This window comes from Streptomyces sp. NPDC005962, from assembly GCF_040629205.1.
GTDB lineage: Bacteria > Actinomycetota > Actinomycetes > Streptomycetales > Streptomycetaceae > Streptomyces.
The window spans coordinates 196,974-219,240 of sequence record NZ_JBEXVE010000005.1; the positions used below are offsets into that span (position 1 = coordinate 196,974).

At 72.7% G+C, this 22,267-nt stretch carries 15 protein-coding genes and 1 pseudogene; 10 read left to right on the top strand and 6 right to left on the bottom strand.

Annotation, left to right across the window (positions count from 1 at the left end; translation table 11 throughout):
• Positions 1 to 34 precede the first annotated feature (34 nt).
• On the top strand, positions 35 to 979 hold the full coding sequence (locus ABZ370_RS11180) for an intradiol ring-cleavage dioxygenase (protein WP_358619091.1): 945 nt from the start codon (positions 35 to 37) through the stop codon (positions 977 to 979).
• Between the two features lie 89 nt (positions 980 to 1,068).
• On the opposite strand, the gene ABZ370_RS11185 is transcribed toward ABZ370_RS11180, so the two are convergent.
• The 3 genes from ABZ370_RS11185 to ABZ370_RS11195 all read right to left on the bottom strand — a co-directional run bounded on the left by ABZ370_RS11185 (position 1,069) and on the right by ABZ370_RS11195 (position 5,669).
• Entirely contained in the window at positions 1,069 to 1,455 is a 387-nt protein-coding gene (locus ABZ370_RS11185) for a DNA-binding response regulator (RefSeq protein ID WP_358619092.1), read from the bottom strand.
• Between the two features lie 91 nt (positions 1,456 to 1,546).
• Complete coding sequence (metG, locus tag ABZ370_RS11190; RefSeq protein ID WP_358619093.1) at positions 1,547 to 3,301, bottom strand: methionine--tRNA ligase; 1,755 nt, start codon at positions 3,299 to 3,301, stop codon at positions 1,547 to 1,549.
• Positions 3,302 to 3,446: 145 nt separating this feature from the next.
• Positions 3,447 to 5,669 carry a VWA domain-containing protein gene (locus tag ABZ370_RS11195; RefSeq protein WP_358619095.1) on the bottom strand — a complete coding sequence of 741 codons (2,223 nt, stop codon included), beginning with the start codon at positions 5,667 to 5,669 and terminating at the stop codon, positions 3,447 to 3,449.
• 290 nt (positions 5,670 to 5,959) lie between these two features.
• On the opposite strand from ABZ370_RS11195, the gene ABZ370_RS11200 reads away from it, so the two are divergent.
• Positions 5,960 to 8,026 carry a PhoX family phosphatase gene (locus ABZ370_RS11200; RefSeq protein WP_358619097.1) on the top strand — a complete coding sequence of 689 codons (2,067 nt, stop codon included), beginning with the start codon at positions 5,960 to 5,962 and terminating at the stop codon, positions 8,024 to 8,026.
• 247 nt (positions 8,027 to 8,273) lie between these two features.
• Positions 8,274 to 9,407: a LysR family transcriptional regulator gene (locus tag ABZ370_RS11205; protein ID WP_358619098.1), complete on the top strand. Its 1,134-nt coding sequence runs from the start codon at positions 8,274 to 8,276 to the stop codon at positions 9,405 to 9,407.
• Here ABZ370_RS11205 and ABZ370_RS11210 read toward each other — a convergent pair.
• Together ABZ370_RS11210 and ABZ370_RS11215 are read right to left on the bottom strand one after the other, a co-directional pair.
• On the bottom strand, positions 9,404 to 10,444 hold the full coding sequence (locus ABZ370_RS11210; RefSeq protein ID WP_358619100.1) for an endonuclease/exonuclease/phosphatase family protein: 1,041 nt from the start codon (positions 10,442 to 10,444) through the stop codon (positions 9,404 to 9,406). The genes ABZ370_RS11205 and ABZ370_RS11210 overlap by 4 nt on opposite strands.
• 396 nt (positions 10,445 to 10,840) lie before the next feature.
• Entirely contained in the window at positions 10,841 to 12,379 is a 1,539-nt protein-coding gene (locus tag ABZ370_RS11215; RefSeq protein WP_358619102.1) for an ATP-dependent DNA ligase, read from the bottom strand.
• 102 nt (positions 12,380 to 12,481) lie between these two features.
• Here ABZ370_RS11215 and ABZ370_RS11220 point away from each other — a divergent pair, with 102 nt between their 5' ends.
• The gene (locus ABZ370_RS11220) at positions 12,482 to 13,924 is read left to right on the top strand and encodes a SpoIIE family protein phosphatase (protein ID WP_358619104.1); all 1,443 of its coding nucleotides are present in this window, start codon (positions 12,482 to 12,484) and stop codon (positions 13,922 to 13,924) included.
• A 55-nt stretch (positions 13,925 to 13,979) separates the two neighbouring features.
• On the opposite strand, the pseudogene ABZ370_RS11225 reads toward ABZ370_RS11220, so the two are convergent.
• Positions 13,980 to 14,297, bottom strand: a pseudogene (locus ABZ370_RS11225) (hypothetical protein); the annotation flags it as partial.
• Positions 14,298 to 14,613: 316 nt separating this feature from the next.
• Between ABZ370_RS11225 and ABZ370_RS11230 the strand changes: the two are divergent.
• The 6 genes from ABZ370_RS11230 to ABZ370_RS11255 all read left to right on the top strand — a co-directional run bounded on the left by ABZ370_RS11230 (position 14,614) and on the right by ABZ370_RS11255 (position 22,026).
• Entirely contained in the window at positions 14,614 to 17,415 is a 2,802-nt protein-coding gene (locus tag ABZ370_RS11230; protein WP_358619105.1) for a SpoIIE family protein phosphatase, read from the top strand.
• A 257-nt stretch (positions 17,416 to 17,672) separates the two neighbouring features.
• Positions 17,673 to 19,349, top strand: a complete 1,677-nt coding sequence (locus tag ABZ370_RS11235; RefSeq protein ID WP_358619107.1) for an ATP-binding protein — start codon at positions 17,673 to 17,675, stop codon at positions 19,347 to 19,349.
• A gap of 14 nt (positions 19,350 to 19,363) precedes the next feature.
• Positions 19,364 to 19,795, top strand: a complete 432-nt coding sequence (locus ABZ370_RS11240; protein WP_358619109.1) for a roadblock/LC7 domain-containing protein — start codon at positions 19,364 to 19,366, stop codon at positions 19,793 to 19,795.
• On the top strand, positions 19,792 to 20,154 hold the full coding sequence (locus ABZ370_RS11245) for a DUF742 domain-containing protein (RefSeq protein ID WP_358619111.1): 363 nt from the start codon (positions 19,792 to 19,794) through the stop codon (positions 20,152 to 20,154). Before ABZ370_RS11240 ends, ABZ370_RS11245 begins: the two co-directional genes overlap by 4 nt.
• Positions 20,135 to 20,755 (top strand): ATP/GTP-binding protein, encoded by a 621-nt coding sequence (locus tag ABZ370_RS11250; RefSeq protein ID WP_358619112.1) that lies wholly within the window; start codon positions 20,135 to 20,137, stop codon positions 20,753 to 20,755. Before ABZ370_RS11245 ends, ABZ370_RS11250 begins: the two co-directional genes overlap by 20 nt.
• Complete coding sequence (locus ABZ370_RS11255) at positions 20,752 to 22,026, top strand: cytochrome P450 (RefSeq protein WP_358619114.1); 1,275 nt, start codon at positions 20,752 to 20,754, stop codon at positions 22,024 to 22,026. Before ABZ370_RS11250 ends, ABZ370_RS11255 begins: the two co-directional genes overlap by 4 nt.
• The last annotated feature ends 241 nt before the right edge of the window (positions 22,027 to 22,267 follow it).

A 22,267-nucleotide genomic window follows, 5' to 3' on the forward strand; every position in this document is an offset into this window, starting at 1 on the left:
CGCTTGCCAGGTTGCGGCCCTAGCGTCCCCTGCCATGACCGAACCCCAGAAGAACACCCCCGTCGCCGAACGGGACATGACGAGGCGTCGGGTCGTCGTGGCGGGCGGCGCCGCGGTCGCGGCAGCCGGTTTGGGCACCGTCGCCGCCACCTCCGCCTCGGCCTCCCCTGACGGCTCCTCCGCCGCCACCCCCTCGGCGTCGGCCTCCTCCCCGTCCCAGGAGGTCTGCTACCGGCTCACCTCGGAGACCACCGAGGGCCCGTACTACATCGACGCCGACAAGATCAGAAAGAACATCACGGAGGGCAAGGCGGGCATCCCGATGACCCTCCGGCTCAAACTGATCGACTCCGAGACCTGCAAACCCCTCGCCAAGGCCGCCGTCGACATCTGGCACTGCGACGCGCTCGGGCTGTACTCCGGCTACGAGGACTCCAGCAGCGGCGGCGGCACCCCGCCCACCGGAGCCCCGCCCACCGGCACCCCGACCGATACGCCGACCGGCGAGCCCACCGGTACGCCCCCCACCGGTGGTCCGCCCGGCGGCGGAGGCGGCCACCAGGACCCGACCGACGACAAGCGGTATCTGCGCGGCACCCAGCTCACCGACCGGCACGGGTTCGTCGAGTTCACCACCGTCTTCCCTGGCTGGTACCGGGGCCGGTGCGTGCACATCCACGCCAAGGTGCACGTGGGCGGCAAGCTGACCGACTCCGGCTACGAGGGCGGCCACGCCTGCCACACCGGACAGCTCTTCTTCGCCGAGGAGGCCGTGCTCGCCTCCGCCGAGGTGGCGCCGTACAGCACCAGCACCACCCCGCGCACCACCCTCGACGAGGACGGCATCTACCCCGGCAACGGGGCCGAGGGCGGTCTGCTGAAGCTCCAGTACCGCAAGGGGAAGATCGCCAAGGGCGTCGTCGGCTCGCTGACCCTCGGGGTCGACCCCGACGCGACGAACGAGGGCACCGGCATGTGACGAACGGCCCCCGGGGAGCTCGTGGGGGGCTCTCCGGGGGTTCCGCGCCCCGGTCGGCACGGCGATCAGCACATGGATCAGCGAGTTGATCAGCGCGGGAAGAGGTCGGTCCGCCGGTCCACACCGCAGGGCGCGCCCCGCTCCGCGCGGGCGGCCCGGTGCACGGCGCGCAGCAGCCGTCTGGGCGTGGTGCGGTGCTGCCACAGCACCGCCCGTACGCCGTACTCCATCACCGTCAGCAGCTCCGCCTCGCGCAGCTCGCCCGCGACCAGCACCACCCGCTGCCGCCCGCCGCGCACCAGGTGGCGCAGCTCGGCCCCGGCGCGGGCGTCGAGGCGTTCGGCGAGCATGACGGCCACCGTGCCGGTCCGGCGCGTCAGCTCGACGCTGGGCTGCTGCTGCAGATGGCGGACGACCCCGGCCCGCGCGAGCGGGTCGGGGCCGTGGACCGACACCGTGACACCTGGGTCCGGCACTGGGTTCCTCGACTTCCCTGTGGAGATTTCCTCCACAGGGTCATCGCGCGGGCTAAACGTACGGTTGCCGATCGATCGACGCCGCCGCCGGTTACTTCGCCTTGGGCTCGGTGGGCTCCGCGGCCGCCACCGGCTCCTCCGTGCCGCCGAAGCGCTCCCGGTAGGACTCCAGGTCCTCCTCGGTGATCTTCGCGAAGAGCACCGGCGGGACGCGGAAGGCCGTGCCCGCCGGGACCGAGGCCAGCGCCCTGGCCTCCCCCTGGCCGACCCACCGCGCGGTGTCCCCCTCCAGCGCGAACGCCGACCGCATGGCCGCCGCCGACGCCGGGATGAACGGCTCCGAGACGATCGCGTAGAGGTGGATCAGGTTCATCGCCGTACGGAGTGTGAGCGCCGCCGCCTCCGGGTCGGACTTGATCTCCAGCCAGGGGGCCTTCTCCTCCAGGTAGGAGTTGCCCGCGCTCCACAGGGCGCGCAGCGCCGCCGCCGCCTTGCGGAACTGGAGCGTGTCCATGTGCTCCTCGTACTCCGCCAGCAGCCGTGCGATCTCCTCGCCGAGGTGCTCCTCGGCCTCCCCGGCGGCCTTCCCGGCCGGGACCTCGTCGCCGAACCGCTTACGGGAGAACGACAGCACCCGGTTGACGAAGTTGCCGAGGGTGTCCGCCAGGTCCTTGTTGACCGTGGCGGTGAAGTGCTCCCAGGTGAAGGAGGTGTCGTCGGACTCGGGCGCGTTCGCCATCAGGAAGTAGCGCCAGTAGTCGGCGGGCAGCACCTCCAGCGCGGCGTCCGTGAAGACCCCGCGCTTCTGCGACGTGGAGAACTTGCCGCCGTAGTACGTCAGCCAGTTGAAGGCCTTGACGAAGTCGACCTTCTTCCAGACGTCCCGGGTGCCGAGCAGGGTGGCCGGGAACATCACCGTGTGGAACGGGACGTTGTCCTTCGCCATGAACTCGGTGTAGCGGACGGTGGTGTCCACGTCGTACCACCACGACTTCCAGTCGCGGTTGGCCGGGTCCAGGTCCGCCCACTCCTTCGTCGCGCCGATGTACTCGATCGGGGCGTCGAACCAGACGTAGAAGACCTTGCCCTCGGCCGCCAGCTCCGGCCAGGTGTCCGCCGGGACCGGAACGCCCCAGTCCAGGTCGCGGGTGATCGCGCGGTCCTGGAGCCCCTCCGTCAGCCACTTGCGGGCGATGGAGGAGGCGAGCGTCGGCCACTGCTTGCCGTGCTCCTCGACCCAGGCGCCGACCTCGTCGGCCAGCTTCGACTGGAGCAGGAACAGGTGCTTGGTCTCCCGGACCTCCAGATCGCTGCTGCCGCTGATCGCGGAGCGGGCGTCGATGAGGTCGGTCGGGTCCAGCACCCGGGTGCAGTTCTCGCACTGGTCGCCGCGGGCGCGGTCGTAACCGCAGTGCGGGCAGGTGCCCTCGATGTAGCGGTCGGGCAGGAAACGGCCGTCGGTGATCGAGTACACCTGCCGGATCGACCGCTCCTCGATGAAGCCGTTCGTCTTCAGCTCGCGCGCGATCCGCTGGGTGATCTCGACGTTCTGCGGGGACGAGCTGCGGCCGAAGTAGTCGAAGGCCAGGCCGAAGCCGTCGTAGATCGCCTTCTGCGCCTCATGCTGCTGCGCGCAGAACACGTCCACCGGCAACCCCGCCTCCTTGGCGGCCAGCTCGGCCGGGGTGCCGTGCTCGTCCGTCGCGCAGATGTACAGCACGTCGTGGCCGCGCTGGCGCATATAGCGGGAGTAGACGTCGGCCGGGAGCATGGACCCCACCATGTTGCCCAGGTGCTTGATCCCGTTGATGTAGGGAAGGGCGCTGGTGATGAGGTGTCGAGCCATTGCAGGCTGCTCCCAAGTCGGTACGGTGGGTGACTTCCGGCCCGCTGCGCAGAGCGCGGCGGCCGCCCATATCGTATCCGAGCAGTGAGGGCCACCCGCGCGGTATTCCGGTGCGCGGACGGCCCTCGTCTGTGCCGTGTTCGCCTTACGCGGCGAGCACGCCCGCCGCCCGGGCTGCCTTGAGCCACACCGGGAACGCCTTCAGCAGTTCCCCGTACACCTCCGCGTCGGACAGCGACCGGGGGTCGAGACCGGCGTGGAAGAACGCCGCGTTGTCCAGCGCCCGCTTCTCCGGCACGGCGAGCGCCGGTGAGGTGCCGAGCTTACGGAGGAAGTCGAACCCCTTGGCCTCCGGATCGCCGAACCCGACGAACTGCCAGAACAGCGGCAGCCCCGCCGCCTCGCACAGCGCCTTCTCGGCCGCCGCCTTGCCCGTGGGCGCGCCGTCCGTCTGGAAGACCACCAGCGCGGGGTCGGCCGTGCCGGACGCCTGGTAGTGCTCGATCACGGCCTCGATCGCCCGGTGGTAGTTCGTCCGCCCCATGTGCCCGAGCGAGGCGTGCAGCTCCTCGACCCGGCCCTCGTAGTCGTCGAGGCCGATCTCGGCGGTGCCGTCGATGTCCGTCGAGAAGAACACGATGGGCAGGGTGCCGCCGACGCTGGCGCTTGCGGAGAGGGCGAGCGTCTGCTCGGCGAAGTGCTGGACGGTGCCGTCCTTGAAGTAGTTCCGCATCGAGCCGGAACGGTCCAGCACGAGGTAGACGACGGCCCGGACCCCACCGAGCCCGTCCCCCGCGGCAGCCCGCACCCCGGCAAGCCCCGCGCCGACGCCGGCGCTTGCGGTTGCGGTTTCGGCGCTGGTCGGCTCGGGCTGAGCTTCCGCCGCAGCGGTGTCGGCGGTGGGCTCGGCCTCGGCGGCCGCCGCCTTGGCGTTGTCCGCCGGGTCGGGCTCGGCGTCCGCGCTGGTGGCGGCGACCGGCTCCGGCGCGACGTCGGTCGTGACGTCGGCCGGGGTGGTGACCTTGCCCTCGATGGCCGCGGCCACCTCCGGCTCGGGTGCGGCCTCGGTGGCGGCGCCCCCGGTTTCGGCACCGGTCGCCTCGGGCTGGGCCTCCGCCGCAGCGGTCTCGGCAGGCGCACTGTCGGCAGGCTCGTCGGCGGCCACCGGTGTGGGCTTTGCGGCGTCGGTGTCGGGCTTCGCCACCGGCTCGGCCTCGGCGACCGGCTCCGGCGTGGCCTCGGGCTGGTGGTTGTCCGGCGCTTCGGCCGCCACCGGCTTGGGCGCTGCTTCCGCGCTGGCGGTTGCGGTTTCGGCGCTGGTCGGCTCGGGCTGGGCCTTCGCCGCAGTGGTGTCGGCCGTGGTCTCGGCCTGGGCGGGCTCGTCGTCGGCGTGGGTCACCGGCTCGGCCTCGGTGGTTGCCACCTTGGTGTTGTCCGCCGCGTCGGGCTCGGCGTCCGCGCTCGCGGTGGCGACCGGCTCCGTCGTGACGTCCGTCGTGACGTCGGCCGGGGTGGTGATCTTGCCCTCGATGGCTGCGGCCACCTCCGGCTCGGGTGCTGCCTCCGTGGCGGCGCCCCCGGTTTCGGCGCCGGTCGGCTCGGGCTGGGCCTCCGCCGCGGTGGTGTCGGCCGTGGTCTCGGCCTCGGCAGGCTTGTCGCTGTCCTCGGCCTTCGCCACGGGGGCGGGCTCGTCGGTGGCCACCGGCGTGGGCTTTGCGGCGTCGGGCTTCGCCGCCGGGTCGGGCTCGGCGTCCGCGCTGGTCGGCTCGGGCTGAGCCTCTGCCGCAGCGGTGTTTGCCGTGGTCTCGGCCTGGGCGGGCTCGTCGTCGGCGTGGGGCACCGGCTCGGCCTCGGCAGGCGCGCTGTCGGCAGGCTCGTCGGTGGCCACCGGCGTGGGCTCTGCGGCCTCGGCGGCCGCCGCCTTGGCGTTGTCCGCCGGGGCGGGCTCGGCGTCCGCGCTGGCGGCGGTCTCGTCCGCGGCGGCGGGCGTTGCCTTGGTGGGGGCGTCGGTCGCCTGCGCGGGCTTCGCGGTGGCGGGCTCGGCCGTGGTCTCGGCCGGGGCGGGCTGCTCGTCGGCGTCCGCCGGGGCGGCGGGCTGCTCGTCGGCCTTGGCCTTTGCCGCCGGGGCGGGGTCCTCCTTGGCGGGGGCCGCCACCGGCTCGGTCGGTGCCGAGTTGGGGGTGGCGGGGGAGCCCAGGATTTCGTCGAGGGACTTCAGGGGCTCGGCCAGGGCCGGGTCGTGGTGGGGCTCTTCGGGAGCCGCGGCCGGGGCCTTGTCCGGGGCCGGGGCGGGCTGTGGCGCGTCCGGGGCCGGGTCGGGCTGGGGGGCCGGGACAACTGCCGCCTCCGGCGCAGCGGAATCGTCCACCCGTGTGTCTCGTGAGCGTCCGAATACTTTGCGCAGTAGGTCCCGTATGCCCATGGGAGATGCCTCTCACGTGTTCGAGTGCGGTACATGACGTCGCATGACCGTGGTGCCGAAAGGCTAGCGGTCGTACCGGCTGGTTTCGGCCGTCGATTCCGGCCGCCGGTCGTTCACCTTCGGTTCACGGGGTGGTTGTCGCCCTGCGGTTCTACACGCCTAGCTTCGCCGCACATGGATTCCGACGTCATGTCGGCGGGGGCCGCCGCGATGTGACGTCCAATGGAGGGGAAGTCGTGCCCAAGCTCCTGCCGCTCATCAGCTCGCATCCGGGCGGTCGTTCCGCGCTGACCTGCCGGTACCGCTGTGGTGACGCATGTCTCCACGAGACGCCGAACACGAGTGACAACGCCTACGTCGGGGACGTGATCGCGGGCGCCCTGTCGCGCCGTTCGCTGATGCGGACCGGCGCGGTGGTGACCGTGGCCGCCGCGACCGGGGCGGCGGCGGTGGGGCAGGCGCCCCTGGCCGCGGCCGCGTCGCAGAAGCCGGACAAGCCCGGCACGACGGGCAAGCCCGCCCGTGGGCTGCGCTTTTCGACGGTCGCGCCGAACACGGAGGACGCGGTGGTCGTCCCCGAGGGGCATGACCAGAACCTGGTCATCCGCTGGGGCGACCCGATCCTGCGCGGCGCGCCCGCGTTCGACCCGGACCACCAGTCGGCGAAGGCGCAGGAGGGCCAGTTCGGCTACAACAACGACTACATGGCCGTGCTGGACGTCCCGAACGAGGACGACCGGCAGTTGCTGGTGGTCAACCACGAGTACACCGACGAGGTGTTGATGTTCGCGGGGTACGACGCGGACAACCCCACCCGCGCGCAGGCCGAGATCGGCTGGGCGGCGCACGGGCTGTCGGTCGTGGTGGCGGCCGAGGACCGGAAGGTCGGCAAGCTGACGGCCGTATCCAGGCACCGCCTCAACCGGCGGATCACCGGGACGACGCCGTTCGAGGTGACGGGCCCGGCGGCGGGCGGCAAGCTGCTGCGGACCTCGGCGGACCCGTCCGGCAAGCGCGTCCTGGGCACGCTGAACAACTGCGGCGGCGGCATCACCCCGTGGGGCACGGTCCTGTCGGGCGAGGAGAACTTCAACCAGTACTTCGCCAACGCCGACCAGGCACCCGACGCGACCGTGAAGACGCGCCTGAAGCGCTACGGCTTCGAGGAGGGCGCCTCCGAGCGCAAGTGGGAGCGTTACGACGACCGCTTCGATGTGGCGAAGGAGCCCAACGAGCCGAACCGGTTCGGCTGGGTGATCGAGGTGGACCCGTTCGACCCCGACTCGACCCCGCGGAAGCTGACCGCGCTGGGCCGCTTCAAGCACGAGGCCGCCGAGCCGCGGCTGACGACCGACGGCCGCCCGGTCCTCTACATGGGCGACGACGAGAAGTTCGACTACTTCTACAAGTTCGTGTCGTCCCGGCGCATGATGAAGGGCGGCAGCCGCACCGCCCGCGAGCACAACCGCACGCTGCTGGACGAGGGCACGCTGTACGTCGCCAGGTTCACCGGCGACAGCCCGGCGTCGCAGATCGACGGCTCCGGGAAGCTGCCCGACGACGGTGAGTTCGACGGTTCCGGCGAGTGGATTCCGCTGGCGACCGGCGACACCTCGCATGTGGACGGGATGACGGCCGAGGAGGTGTACGTCTTCACGCGGATCGCCGCCGACAAGGTGGGCGCGACGAAGATGGACCGCCCCGAGGACGTCGAGCCGAGCCCGCGCACCGGCCGGGTCTACATCGCGCTGACGAACAACACCGACCGTGGCAAGGACGGCAAGGCGCCGGTCGACGAGCCCAATCCGCGCAGCGGCAACAAGCACGGCCAGATCCTGGAGCTGACCGAGCGCCGCAACAACCCGGGCTCCAAGAGCTTCAGCTGGCGGCTGTTCCTGGTGTGCGGCGACCCGGAGGACCCGAGCACCTACTTCGGCGGCTTCCCGAAGGACCAGGTCAGCCCGATCTCCTGCCCGGACAACCTGACGTTCGACGCGTTCGGCAACCTCTGGATCTCCACCGACGGCAACGCGCTGGGCAACCACGACGGGCTGTTCGGGGTGGCGACGGCGGGTGGCCGACGCGGTGAGGTGCGGCAGTTCCTGACCGTCCCGAACGGCGCCGAGACCTGCGGGCCGATCGTGCAGGACCGGCGGGTGCTGGTGGCGGTGCAGCATCCGGGCGAGCTGGACGGGGCGAGCGTGGAGAAGCCCGCGTCGACGTGGCCGGAGGGGCCGGGCACGCTGGTCCGCCCGTCGGTGGTCAGCGTCTGGCGGCGCGACGGCGGGGACATCGGCGCCTAGCCGCTGCCGCTGCCGCTCAGCCGTGCCGGCCGCCGTCGCGCGGTGCGCGGCGAAACGACCCCTGGTGTCCACATGGGCCCAGGGGTCTTTCACGTGGCCCGGCGCACCCATTCCGGAAAGTACCCGGGGGCATTCATCGGCGCGTATCTCGCTCATATCCGCCGGGATTACCAGGGGGCGGCTGCGTAAACTCGGAGGCCCTTGGCGGGGAGCGGGGGAAATCGGGGACTCGGGGAGGGAAAGAATGATGACGAGGTCCGGACTGCCGGAGAGTCCGCTCGCGCTCATGGACACCACGATGGACCAGCTCCGCACGCTGGTCGTGGTCCACGACACCGGTACGGCGCTGGGCGCGGCCCGTGCGCTCGGGCGGGAACAGGCCAGTGTGCAAAAGCAGCTCGACACCATGAACCGCAACTTCTCCGAGCTGTGCGGCGAGCCTCTGGTGCTCAAGCAGGGGCGCGGCAAGGATGTGCTGTTCACCGGCACCGGGGCGGCCCTCGTCGAATTGGCCCGGGGAACGCTCGGCGACTGGCTGGACGGCATCCACGACTCCCGTCGGCGTCTCGGCCGGAGCCTGATGGTGGGCACCACGCGCCTTACCCTCGGTTATCTCGCGAGCGCCCGGGAGCAGGTCGCCGGGGAATTCCGGGAACGCGGGATCGACCTCAGGGTCGGCCATGTGCGGACCCGGGACGTGCTGGCCAAACTGCGCGCCAAGGAAATCGATCTGGTGTGCGGAAGTGTGGTGACGCAGCCCGTCGATACCCAGCGGGATTCCGGCCGGGAAACCGCCCGCGAACTCGACGCCTTCGACGTGATGGAGTGGCGGCGCAGCGCCGTGTCGCTGGTGACCAATCTGCCGGTGGGCGAACTGCCCGGCCCGGCCGTCGAGCGCGGCGAACTGGCCACGCTTCCGCTGGTGGTCTCGGCGGGCGGGGTGATGGCCGGGGTGCTGCACACCTGGTTCGGCGCCGGGTACCGCGACACCCTGCGCATCGCCGCCGAGATCGACAACGTCAACTACGGCTTCGAGCTGCTGCGTTCGGGGGTGGTGCGCGGCTGCATGCTGGTCACCGAGGGCGTCGCGGGCGCGGCGGCCGATCCACAGGCGGCGTACGCGCGCGGGCTGCGCGCCGTCGAACTGGTCAATGACACCGGGCCGAAGCTGAAGGTGCTGCTCGGCGCCTTCACCCGGCGCGGGGAGCGCGCGGGGTACACCGCCGACCATCCGCTCAACCTGCTGTGGAACGCGCTGGAGGCGGAGAAGGAGCGGTGGCGGCGCGAGCCGTACGGCCCCGGCGAGGCCCCGGCCCAGGACCCCTTCGAACTGGCCACCGCGGACGCTCCGGACGCCCCGGAACCCCCGGACGCCCTCTAGCCCGTGTGCAGGTCGAGCTCGACGAGCAGCGCCCGGTGGTCGGTGTGCGGCAGGTCCAGGAAGCGGGCGGTGCGCGGCCGCAGCGCGTCGCTGACCAGGACGTGGTCGATCTGCGCGCCCAGCACCGGGGTCGTGGTGCTGGGCCAGCTCGGCGTCCGGGAAAGCCCGGCGGCCCGTGCGCTGTCCCGCATCCCGGTGTCCAGGAGGGCCCGGAAGGCGGCATGGTCCTGGGTCGCGTTGAAGTCGCCCGCGATCAGCGTGGGTTCGTCGCCGCGCCCGGCCGCGTACGCGCGCAGCCTCCCCAGTTCGGTGCGCCATACGCCCAGCTGCCCCGGCATCGGCGGCATCGGGTGCGCGACCTGGAGCCGCAGCGTCACGCCCCCGATCCGGGCGGTCGCGCCCGGCATCGACAGCTCGCCGGACACGCCGCGCGCCTTGGTCAGCGGGTGGGTGCTGAGGATCGCCGAGCCCTCGGCGGGGCTGCCGGTGACGATGTCCCGGTACGGATACGCCTTACGGAGGGCCGCCGAGCCGAGCGCGTCCGCGCAGTGGACGTCGCACTCCTGGACGGCCACCACATCCGGCCGCTCCCGGCGCAGCGCGGCCAGCAGCCCGTCCGTGGCCTGGCCGAACTCCAGGTTCGCGGTGAGCACCCGCAGCCGGGCCACCACCGGGCCGCGCGCCGCCCCGGGCGCCGCCCCGCCGGGGTCGTACGGCTGGATGAACCAGCCGGTCACCGCGGCGGCCACCAGCGCCCAGCCGCAGCCCAGCGGCCAGCGCGCGGCCACGCTGAGCAGCAGCGCCAGCAGGACGGGCACCAGCAGCCAGGGCAGAAAGGCCAGCAGCTGCGGTACGGGCGTGACGCCATCGCTGCCCACGGCCCGGCACCCCAGCACGACGCTCACCACGCCCAGCGCCACCAGCGCGCACCACGTCGTCGCCCGGCTTCCCGGCCGGGGCCACAGGAGGCGTCGGACGGCGGCCCGGCGGCCGGACTCGCGGACGGCGGCGCGGTCCGCCGCGACTGTCGTCTCCACGCTGGGCCTCTCGTTCGGCTGAACCCCCATTGTCCCGCGCCCACCGCTGGGCCCCGAGCCACCCGGGGCACCCCAACCGGGCCGAGGGCAAGCGCCCCTGACCTCACGTCAGCGACGCCGGGAGGAGCCGGGCCCCACCCCCGCCGCAGCGGGACCGGCCGGGTGGCTGAGGCTGACCGGGCCCCGCGCCGTGGCCGTGGGGCACGTCCGCCGCAGCGCCAGTTTCGGTCTCGACCGTGCGGCGCACGGGGTCTCGCGGCGGGCTCGGTCCCGCGCTCCACGCAGCCCTGCGCGCACGCGGCCCTACGGGGCACCCCGGCCGGACGGCCCCCGCCGCGGCCATCCGGCCGGGCTGCGCGCCGGGGCCGGGGCCGGGGGCGCGGGTCCGGGTCCGGGTCAGGGTCGTCGCAGGGACAGGACCGTTTCGATCGTGTCCGCCTGGTCCGGGGGTTTGTCCTCGCGGTAGCGCAGGACCCGGGCGAAGCGCAGGGTGACTCCGGCCGGGTAGCGGGAGGAGCGCTGGAGGCCGTCGAAGGCGACCTCCACCACCAGTTCGGGGCGTACCCGGACCACCCAGCCGTCGTCGCTGACCGCGATCCCCAGGAGGGCGTCCGTCTGCCAGTCGAGCAGGGCGTCGGTCAGGCCCTTGAAGGTCTTGCCGAGCATCAGGAACGTGCCGTCCGGCCGCCGGGCGCCCAGGTGGAGGTTGGACAGCTTTCCGGTGCGGCGGCCGTGTCCCCACTCCGCGGCCAGGACGACCAGGTCGAGGGTGTGCACCGGCTTGACCTTCAGCCAGGACGCCCCGCGGCGGCCCGCGCCGTACGGGGCCTCAAGGCCCTTGGCGAGCACGCCCTCGTGGCCCCGGGCCAGGACGTCGGCGGCGAACTCGCGGGCCGCGCGCCGGGTTTCCGGGTCGGCGGGGTCCTCGGCGAGCAGCTGCCGTACCCGGCGGGGCGCGGGGGCCGCCCGGGCCAGTTCGGTGTGGCGCTCGCGGGTCGGCAGCGCGAGCAGATCGCGGTCGTCCACGGCGAGCAGGTCGAAGAAGACGGGGGACAGCGGCAGCGCGGCGGACGCCCCGGCGACGTCGAGCCGGGAGCCGACCCGGGCGGAGGTCTCCTGGAACGGCCGCGGCCGCCCGGACTCGTCCAGCAGGATCACCTCGCCGTCGAGGATGGCCCGCCGCACGGCGAGTTCACGGGCCGCCGCCACGACCTCGGGCAGCCGGTCGGTGATCTCGTCCAGGGTGCGGGTGTAGACGCGTACGTCGTCCCCGTCCCGGTGCACCTGGACCCGGATGCCGTCCAGCTTCTCCTCGATCACGCACGGGCCGAGCCGGTCCATGGCCTCGTCCAGGTTCCCCGCGCTCTGCGCCAGCATCGGCAGCACCGGCCGCCCCACCTCCAGCCGGAAGTCGGCCAGCGCGGCCGGGCCGCGCGCGAGCAGCGCCTCGGCGACCGCGCCCAGCGAACCGCCGAGCATCACCGCACGGCGCACCTCGGCGGGCGGTGCGCCGACCGCCTGCGCCAGCCCCTCCACGGCCAGCGCCTCCAGGGCGCCCTGGCGCAGCTCCCCGCCGATGAGCCCGAGCAGGAAGCGCTGCTCGTCCTCGGTGGCATCGGCCATCAGGGCGCCGACGAGGCGCCTTCGCTCCGCCCCGGCGCCGGTGCCGGAGACGGCGGCGATCCGGCTCAGCGCGCGGTCCACGTCGAGGACGGCGAGGCGCGGGGCGGCGGCGGGCTCGCGCCGCTGCCGCAGGGTGGACCAGCCGACGCCGGTCCGGCGCTGCGGCAGCTTCCCCGCGAGGTAGGTGATCACCACGGACGCCTCGGCGGGCTCCGTACGGCGGAACAGCCCGGCCAGTGCGGCGATCTTCTCCGAGCGGGCGGAGGTGGCCGCGACCTGCCGGGAGGTGCGTGCGACATCGGCCAGCAGCATGGCTCCAGCCTGCCTCTGCCACCGCCGCACCGCACGCGTACCGACGACCGGGGGCGGCGCAACCGGCAGAGATTGGCACAATGGTCACAAAGGGGGTGGTGGGTGCGAGGCAGGGAGCGGGCCACGGGACAGCAGATCGACTACGCAGCGCTCTTCGAGGCCGTTCCCAGCCCGATGCTGGTCATGGACCCCGATTTGATGATCGTCGCCGTCAACCAGGCGTATCTGGCGGTCACCCGCCGGGTGCGCGAGGATCTGGTCGGCCGGTACGTCTTCGCCGCGTTCCCCGACAACCCGGCCGACCCGGACGCCTCCGGCACCCGCAATCTGGCGGCCTCGCTGCGCCGGGTGCTGCTCACCGGCGAGCGCGACTCGATGGCGCTCCAGCGGTACGACATGCCGGTGCCCGACGCGGAGGGCGGGTTCGAGGAGCGGTACTGGAGCCAGATCAACACCCCGGTGCTCGGCCCGGACGGCTCGGTCGTGCTGCTGGTCCACCGGGTCGAGGACGTGACGGCGTTCGTCCGTGGCCGGGAGGCCGGGCGCGGGCGGCGGCCGAGGGGCGGCGGCGAGGAGACGAGCCCCCAGGCCCTCCGCACCGACACCATGGACGCGGACCTCTACATCCGCGCCCGGGAGCTCCAGGAGGTCAACGAGCGGCTGCGGAAGGCGCACGCCCGGGAGCGGGAGACCGCGCTGGCGCTCCAGCGGTCCATGCTGCCCACGGGCCCGCCCGAGGAGCATCCGTACGCCGCCGTGCGCTACCGGCCCGCCGTGGGCTCGCTCAATGTGTGCGGCGACTGGTACGAGCTGACCGAGCTGGCGGACGGCCGGATCGCCGTCGCCGTCGGGGACGTGGTGGGGCAGGGGCTGGAGGCGGCCTGTGTGATGGGGCAGCTGCGCAGCGCGCTGTCGGCGGCGACCCGGGCGGTCAGCGGTCCGGCGCGGGCGCTGGAGGTGCTGGGGCTGTACTCGGGCTTCGTCGACGGCGCGCTGGCCGCCACCGCCGTGCAGGCGGTCATCGACCCGGCCGCGCACGTGGTCGCGTACAGCTGCGCGGGCCACCCGCCGCCCCTGCTGCTGCACGGCGGGCACGGCCAGCGCGGCGGGCAGGGCGGGCAGGGCAAGCACGGCGAGGGCGGCGTGGAGCTGCTGGACCGGGCCACCGACCCACCGCTGGGCGCCCGGCCCGAGCAGGTCGGGCGGCCGCAGGCGAGGGTGGCGTACGAGCCGGGGGACACGCTCGTGCTCTACACCGACGGGCTCATCGAGCGCCGCGACGAGGACATCGACGTAGGCCTCGGCAGGCTCGCCGACAGCCTCGCCCGCCACCGCGGTCTCGCCCCCGAGCCGATGGCCGACGCGCTGCTGGCCGACCTCGGTGTCACCGGCGGCCGGGCCGCCGATGACACCGCCCTGGTCGTCATCGGACTCCGGGACCCGTTCCGCCCTGGGGCTCGGGACCCGGCCCACCGGCCCGGGGCTCGGGACCCTGACCGCCGGTCCGGGGCTCGGGGCCCTGCCCGCCGGTCCCACCGGTCGTAGGGCCGCCCGTCCTGCTCATTCCCGCCCCGCTCATCCCCGCCTCGTAGCCCTGGCCCCCGGTGCACAGGGACCAGATCACGAAGGCGTCGATGAGAATCAGCACCGTCGCCCACAGCGGGGTGTACGGCAGCCACAGGAAGTTGGCGATCAGCGCGAGTCCCGCGATCACCACGCCCACGACCCGGGCCCACATCGCGCCGGTGAACGTCGCCAGACCGGTGATCACCAGCACGATGCCGAGGATCATGTGGATCCAGCCCCACCCGGTGAGGTTGTAACTGAAGATGTAGTTCGGGGTGGACACGAACACCCTGTCGGTGCGTATGGCCGCGATGCCCTGGGCGAGGGTCATCAGACCGCCGAAGAGCATCATGACGGCCCCGAAGACGAGACGTCCGCTGACCCCGCCGTAGGTGCGGGGGGCGGTTCCCGGGTGGACTCCACCCGCGTGAGTGGCCATGTCGGACTCCTTCGTCAGGCGCGATCGACGGCATGGCGGCCGCCGTTTCGCGGCAATTCGGGTGAATTGCCCTGATGTCAGGTTTGCACAGTCCGCCGGGCTCGGCACCCCGCGTCCCGACCGCTCCCCCGCACGCAAAGTCACCCCTACTCTGCTGAAAGTTATTTTTGTGGGTATGACGGGCATAAGGGGTTCGCCTTCCGGGAGTTCCCGGTGTAGATGTATCTCTATGGCCCGGTTCATGGGTCGATCGTGGGTTGCCCGCGTGTTCCCCGGTCGGCGCCCGCGGAGTCGGCGACGTGAGCGCCCTCAGGCGGCGGGACGGCGCCCTCGGGTGTGGGCGAACGTCCGCAGCGTCGCCAGTCAGGTCTTCGTCCTTCAGCTGATCATCGTGCTGCTGCTCGGCGCCGCGGCGACCGCCGCCCTGGTGCTCCAGGTGCGGCACGACGCCACCGACGAGGCGCGCGGCCGCTCGATCGCCGTCGCCGAGTCGTTCGCCAACGCGCCGGGGATGGTCCGGGCCCTGCACAGCCGCGATCCGACGGCTGTGCTCCAGCCGAAGGCGGAGGCCGCCCGGAAGAAGTCCGGGCTCGACTTCGTCGTCGTCATGAAGACCGACGGCATCCGGATCACCCACCCCAACCCCAAGCGGATCGGACATCACTACATCGGCACCATCGCGCCGGCGATGCACGGGCACACCACCACCGATACCGGCCCCGGCACCCTGGGCGAATCGATGGACGCGGTGGCGCCCATCTTCAACAGCCACCACAAGGTCGTCGGCGCGGTCGGCGCGGGGATCACGATCAAGAAGGTGAGCGGGCTCGCCGACCGCCAGATGCCGCTGCTCATCGGCGCCGTCACCGCCTCCCTCGCCCTCGCCACCAGCGGCACCGCGCTCGTCAGCAAGCGGCTGCGGCGCCAGACCCGGGGCCTGGAGCCCGGCGAGATGACGCGGATGTACGAGCACCACGACGCGGTGCTGCACGCCGTGCGCGAGGGCGTGGTGATCGTCGACGGCGACGCCCGGCTGGTGCTCGCCAACGACGAGGCGTCCCGGCTGCTCGACCTGCCGCCGCGCCCCGAGGGGCGCCCGGTCCACCAGCTGGGCCTGGACTCGGGAATCGCCGACCTGCTGGTCTCCCGGCGCGTCGTCACCGACGAGGTGCTGGTGACCGGCGACCGGCTGCTGGCCGTGAACAACCGGCCCACCGACCGCGACGGCGGCCCGCCCGGCGGCGTCGCCACCCTGCGCGACTCCACCGAGCTGCGCGCCCTCTCGGGCCGCGCCGATGTGGCCCAGAAGCGGCTCAAGCTGCTGTACGACGCCAGTGTGGAGGTCGGCACCACGCTCGACGTGGGGCGCACCGCGGAGGAGCTGGCGCGGGTGGCGGTGCCGCGGTTCGCCGACTTCGTCACGGTCGACCTGGCGGAGCCCGTACCGCGCGGGGAGGAGCCCCCGGCGGTCGGCGGCGCCGAGATGTGCCGGGCGGCCGTCCACGGCATCCGGCCCGACGCCCCCTTCTATCCGGTGGGCGAGCGGTTCTCGTTCGCCGAGTCCACGCCCCAGGCGTGGGGTCTGGGCAGCGGGCAGGCGGTCGTGGAGGACGATCTGACCCGGGCCGCCGGCTGGCAGGCCCAGGACCCCGACCGGACCGCCAAGATCATCGGCTACGGCGTACGGTCGCTGGTCACCGTGCCGCTGCGGGCCCGCGGCGTGCTGCTCGGCGTGGTCAACTTCTGGCGGATGGCGGAGCGCGACCCCTTCGAGGAGGAAGAGGTGACGCTCGCCGAGGAGCTGGCCTCCCACGCGGCGGTGTGCATCGACAACGCCCGCCGCTACACCCGCGAGCACACCATGGCGGTGACCCTCCAGCACAGCCTGCTGCCCCGCGCGGTGCCCGCGCAGAGCGCCCTCGACGTGGCCTTCCGCTATCTGCCCGCCGAATCCGGGGTCGGGGGTGACTGGTTCGACGTGATCCCGCTGCCGGGCGCGCGGGTCGCGCTGGTGGTGGGTGACGTCGTCGGGCATGGGCTGCACGCGGCGGCGACGATGGGGCGGCTGCGGACGGCCGTGCACAACTTCTCCACCCTCGATCTGCCGCCGGACGAGATCCTGTCCCATCTGGACGACCTGGTGGCCCGCATCGACCAGGACGAGAGCCCCCTCGGCCAGGACATCCCCGGGGGCGGGGGCGAGCCGCTCACCGGAGCGACCGGCGCCACCTGCCTGTACGCGATCTACGACCCGGTGACCCGGCGCTGCACCATGGCGCGGGCCGGTCATCCGCCGCCCGCGGTGGTGAGCCCGGACGGCTCGGTGGAGTTCCCGGACCTGCCCGCCGGACCGCCGCTGGGCCTGGGCGGGCTGCCGTTCGACACGGCCGAGCTGGAGTTGGCCGAAAACAGCCATATCGTCCTCTACACCGACGGGCTCATCGAGGACCGCCGCCGGGAGATCGATATCGGTCTGGAGATGCTGCGGGACGCCCTGGCGCACCCGGGGCGGTCGCCCGAGGAGGTCTGCGTCGAGGTGCTCGACGCGCTGCTGCCCGCCAGGCCGGGCGACGACATCGCGCTGATCGCCGCCCGGACCCGGGTGCTGGCCCCGGGCGCGGTGGTGACCTCGGACGTGCCGTCCGACCCCGCCGCGGTGGCCCGGGTGCGCGCCGATGTGCAGCGGCAGCTGGCGGAGTGGGGCATGGAGGAGGTGGCGTTCACCGCCGAGCTCGTCCTCAGCGAGCTGATCACCAACGCCATCCGGCACGCCACCGGCCCGATCCGGCTCCAGCTGCTCCGGGACCGCACTCTGATCTGCGAGGTGTCCGACACCAGCAGCACGTCACCGCATCTGCGGTACGCGACGCCGGTCGACGAGGGCGGCCGCGGGCTGTTCCTGGTCGCGCAGTTCGCCGAGCGCTGGGGGACGCGCTACACCGCGGGCGGCAAGGTCATCTGGGCCGAACTGGCCCTGCCCGAACCGCCGGAGCCTCCGGTGGAGATCGGCGTGGCCGGCGCGCGACTCTAGCGACGCTAGACACTCTAGCCTCGGCTGTCGGGCCCACCGCGCGCATGATGGATACGTGATCCCAGCTCAGAACCGTTCAGCTTTGGCGCGATCGGACAACATCCGGTGCCGGACCGCGATGCTGACACATCGTCATGAACCGTGTGCCCAGCGCGGTCGTTCAAAATTCTCCGAGCAGTACTACCATGTGCCGCCCACGGCTTGATGTCCGCGTGGTCCACCCTCAACCCACGAACGCGCCCATGAGGACCTGATAGATGTCAGCACATATATCCAGCCATCCCTACAAAGGGCCTGCCGCAACCCGGCAGGCCCTGGCCGTGCCCCTGCTGGCAGCGGTCGTCGCCGGCGGCGCGGGAGCGTGGGTGACGGCAGAGGTGCCCGAAGCTCAGCGCGTCCTGGTCGCCGTCTTCTGCGCGCTGGCGGCCGTGGCCCTGGGCGTGGCCCTCGCGGTCGCCGCCCACCGGACGCGGACCATCGGCCGCCTCCAGTCCCGGATCGCGGGTCTGGAGGCCTCGGCCGCGCAGTACGCCGCGGAGGCCGCCCGGCTCGCTGACGAAACGATTCCCGCTGCGGTGAAGGGCCTGCGGGACGGCGGTTCGGTGGACACCGTGCTGATGCGGGTGACGAAGCCCGGCGACCAGGCGCACGGCCGGGTGCTGCGCAGCGTGGTGCAGGAGATCGGCACCGGTGAGCGCATGCGCGCCTCCGCGATGGCGGCGTGCGCCAACGCCGCGGGCCGGGTCCAGGCACTGGCCACCAGCATGCTCGCGGACCTGCGCGAGATGGAGAACCGGCACGACGAGAGCGTCCTCGGCGACCTGCTGAAGCTCGATCACACCACCGCCCAGACGGGCCGCATCGCGGACAGCATCGCGGTGCTCACCGGTGCCCGCTCCGGGCGCCGCTGGACCAAGCCCATCGTGATGGAGTCCATCCTGCGCGGCGCGGTCGGCCGGATCAGCGCCTATCAGCGGGTACGGGTCCACGCGGCCAGCAACGCCGCGGTGGCCGGTTACGCGGCCGAGGGCGTCATGCACGCCCTCGCCGAGCTGATGGACAACGCCACCAGCTTCTCGCCTCCCACCGAGGAGGTGCACGTGTACGTCGAGGAGACCCACACCGGCGTCGTGGTCACCGTCGAGGACGGCGGCCTCGTCATGGGCTCCTCCGCGCTGGCCCGCGCCCAGAAGGCGGTCTCCTCGCAGACACTCGACCTGACGACCCTGTCCGGCACCCGGCTCGGCCTCGCGGTCGTCGGCTGTCTGGCGCGCAAGCACGGGCTGACGGTCTCCTTCCGGCCGTCCGCCCGGGGAGGTACCGGCGTCGTGGTTCTGATCCCACAGCAGCTGATCACGCACATCAACCAGGACGCGGTGCCCGCGGCTTCCGCGCGCGGCCGCGCCGAGTCCGCCCGGCCTCGGGTCGCCGCCCCGGCCGCACCGATCGCCCCGGCCGCACCGATCGCCCCGGCCGCTTCCCGGCCCGCCGTGAGCGCCGAGCGCACCGAACCGGTGGCCGAGGCACCCGCCCCGTCGGCCCCCTCTGCCCCGGCAGCGCCCTCGGCGCCGTCCGCCCCGGCACCCTCGGCGGAGCCCTCCGGGCCCTCCGGCGCGTCCGGGTCGTCCGGCGGACCCTCCGGCGCCGAGGCCCGTGCGGATTCGCCCATCAACGGGTTGCCCCGGCGCCGCCGCGGTGAGACGCTCGCCGCCGCCACCCGGGCCACGCCCCGCCCCGCGCCCGACGCCACGCCGAAGCCTCCGCGTACCGACGCCGGAGCCCGGTTCGGTGCCTTCCGCGACGCCACGCGCGGCTGCCCCGGCGATACCGATGGGCGTAACACCACGTCGGCGGCGTCCGCAGAAGCCACCGGGACCGCGCCGCCCGCCGAGTCCGCCGAGTCCGCTGAGTCCGCCGAGAACGACCAGCCGTGATGATAGGAACGCCGATGAACACCACAGACCGCAGCTTGGACTGGCTGCTGGAGAACCTGCTGGAGAAGACGCCGGGGGCCCGGCACGCGCTCGTGCTGTCCCGGGACGGCCTCAAGCTGTGCCTGACATCGGGGCTGTCCGTGGACCAGGCCGACCAGCTGTCGGCCATCGCCTCGGGCATCCAGAGCCTCTCCCACGGTGCGTCGATCGAGTTCGGTGACGGCAGCGGCGGCGTCCGGCAGTCCATGACGGAGTTCCACGGGGGAATCCTGTTCATCGTCGAGGCGGGCGAGGGCGCCCATCTGGCCGTCGTCGCGCACGACGAGGCCGACGTCGGCATCATCGGCCACAACATGAACGAACTGGTCGAGCAGATCGGCGACCATCTGCGCGCTGCGCCCCGCAGCTTCGCGAACGGCGGCCGTGGCGGCGGGGCGAACGCATGATCCGAGGGCCGCTCGACAGCGAGGACCCTGACCGGCTGTACACCGTCACCGGTGGCCGCAGCCGCGCCGACGAGAGCGTGTTCGACATGGTCACGCTCATCGTCAGCGAATCCGATCCCACACTCGGCATGCAGTCGGAACACTTCAAGATCCTTCGGATGTGCCGACGGCCCATGGCGGTCGTGGAGATCTCGTCCTACCTGGGACTGCCCGTCAGCGTGGTCAAGATCCTGCTCTGCGACCTGCTCGACACCGGCAAGATCACCGCGCGCCATCCCGCCGCTGCCCGCCCCGACAACGGAGGGCTGCCGGAGCCCGAAACGCTGAAGAAGGTGCTCGTTGCACTCCAGAACCTCTGATCGCGCCGACGTCCGGGCACCGCTGAGGGCGAGCGCGAGCGACGGCCTCAAGATCGTCGTCGTCGGCGGCTTCGGCGTGGGCAAGACGACCATGGTCCAGTCGGTGAGCGAGATCCGCCCGCTCAGCACCGAGGAGACGATGACCCAGGCGGGCGTCGGGATCGACGACGCCTCGTTCGTCCAGTCGAAGACGACCACCACGGTCGCCTTCGACTTCGGCCGCATCAGCCTGGACGAGCAGATGGTGCTCTATCTGTTCGGCGCGCCCGGGCAGGAACGTTTCTGGTTCCTGTGGGACCGGCTCTTCGCCGGAACCCTGGGCGCGGTCGTCCTGGTCGACACCAACCGGCTCGCCGACTCCTGGTACGCCATCGACCGTCTCGAATACCACGGGACGCCGTTCATCGTGGCCCGCAACAACTTCACCGCACCGCAGCACACCCTGGAGGAGGTCCGGGACGCGCTCGATCTGCCCTCGGACGTCCCCGTGATCGACTGCGACGCCCGCGAGCGCGACTCCAGCAAGGCCGTGCTGGTCGCGCTGGCCCGTCACCTCTACTCCCTGTCCACCTCCTCCGCCGCCCGGGAGACCACCGCGTGACCACCCCGGACCCCACGTCCCCGCCAGAGGATCTCTTCGCCCCCGACGCACCGCCGCTGGAGGGCTGGCCGGAGCAGCCGGACGCGGTGCGGCTGGACATGGATCTGCTCCGCGCCGATCCGGACGAGCTGTACCGCAAGCTCCGCCGCGAGCACGGTGCCGTCGTCCCCGTGCTGCTCGAACCGGACATCCCCGTCTGGATGGTGCTCGGCTACCGGGAGCTGCTCCGGGTCACCACGGACCCCAAGGTGTTCGCCCGCGACTCCCGCCGCTGGCACGCCTGGGACCGGGTCCCGCCCGACTGGGAGCTGATGACGTTCGTCGCCTACCGGCCGACGATGCTGTTCTCCGAGGGCGCCGACCATGAGCGGCGGTCCGAGGCGGTCATCGACAGCATGGAGACCGTGGACCCGTCCGAGCTGCGGGCGGAGTGCGAGCGCGTCGCGGACCGGCTGATCGACGTCTTCGCGGGCAGCGGCCGCGCCGATCTGATGGCCGAGTACGCCAGCCAGATCCCGCTGCGGGTGCTGAACCGCATGTACGGCCTGGACGACGATCCCGCCCTGACGCAGGAGATGGTGGACCTGGTCAGCGGGAAGGCGGTGCCGGCCGCGTTCGACCGGCTGACCAACCGGATGGTGGGGCTGCTGGAGCACGCCCGGGCCAACCCCGACGCGAACAACATCGCCTCGGTGCTGGCGTTCCACCCGGCGGGCCTCAACGACGAGGAGATCATCAACGACCTCCTGGGCAACGTCTACGCGGCCCACCAGCCCACCACCGACCTGATCGGCAACGCGCTGCGGCTCATGCTCACCGACGAGCGGTTCGCGGTGACGATGTCCGGCGGGCGGCGCAGCGTGGGCCAGGCGCTCAACGAGGTGCTGTGGGAGTCCACCCCGGTCCCCAACTGGGTCGGCCGCTGGGCGTCCGAGGACACCATGTTCTCCGGACGCCACATCCGCAAGGGCGACTGCCTGATGCTGGGGCTCGCGGCGGCCAACGCCGACCCCGACGTACGCCCGGACTTCCGGGCCGGGGCCTCCGGCAACCAGGCCCACATGGCCTTCAGCCACGGTCCGCACGGCTGCCCCCAGGCCGCCCGCGAGCTGGCCGAGAACATCGCCATGGCCGCGATCGAGGTCCTGATCGACCGTCTCCCGGACGTGTCCCTGTCGATCACCCCCGAGGAGCTGCAGTGGCGCTCCGCGCTGATGATCCGCGGCGTCTCGTCGATCCCGGTCGAGTTCACCCCGGCCTTCGCCCGCTGACGTAGCGTCAGGCCCCGGTGGTGTCCGTCACCGCCGGGGCTTCCTGCTGCCCGCCGGGGGCCGCAAGCGCGCCGGACCTTCCCTCCCCGCGTACGGAAGGTCCGGCGTGCCTACTTCATGGCTCACCCTTAATGCTCTTGGGCGCGCGTTAAGTTGGAGGCGTCACCGTATCCGGACGTGGGCACGTCACGCAATGGAGTACTGGCCGGTAGCGTCCTGAAGTAGTCAACATCTCCTGCGC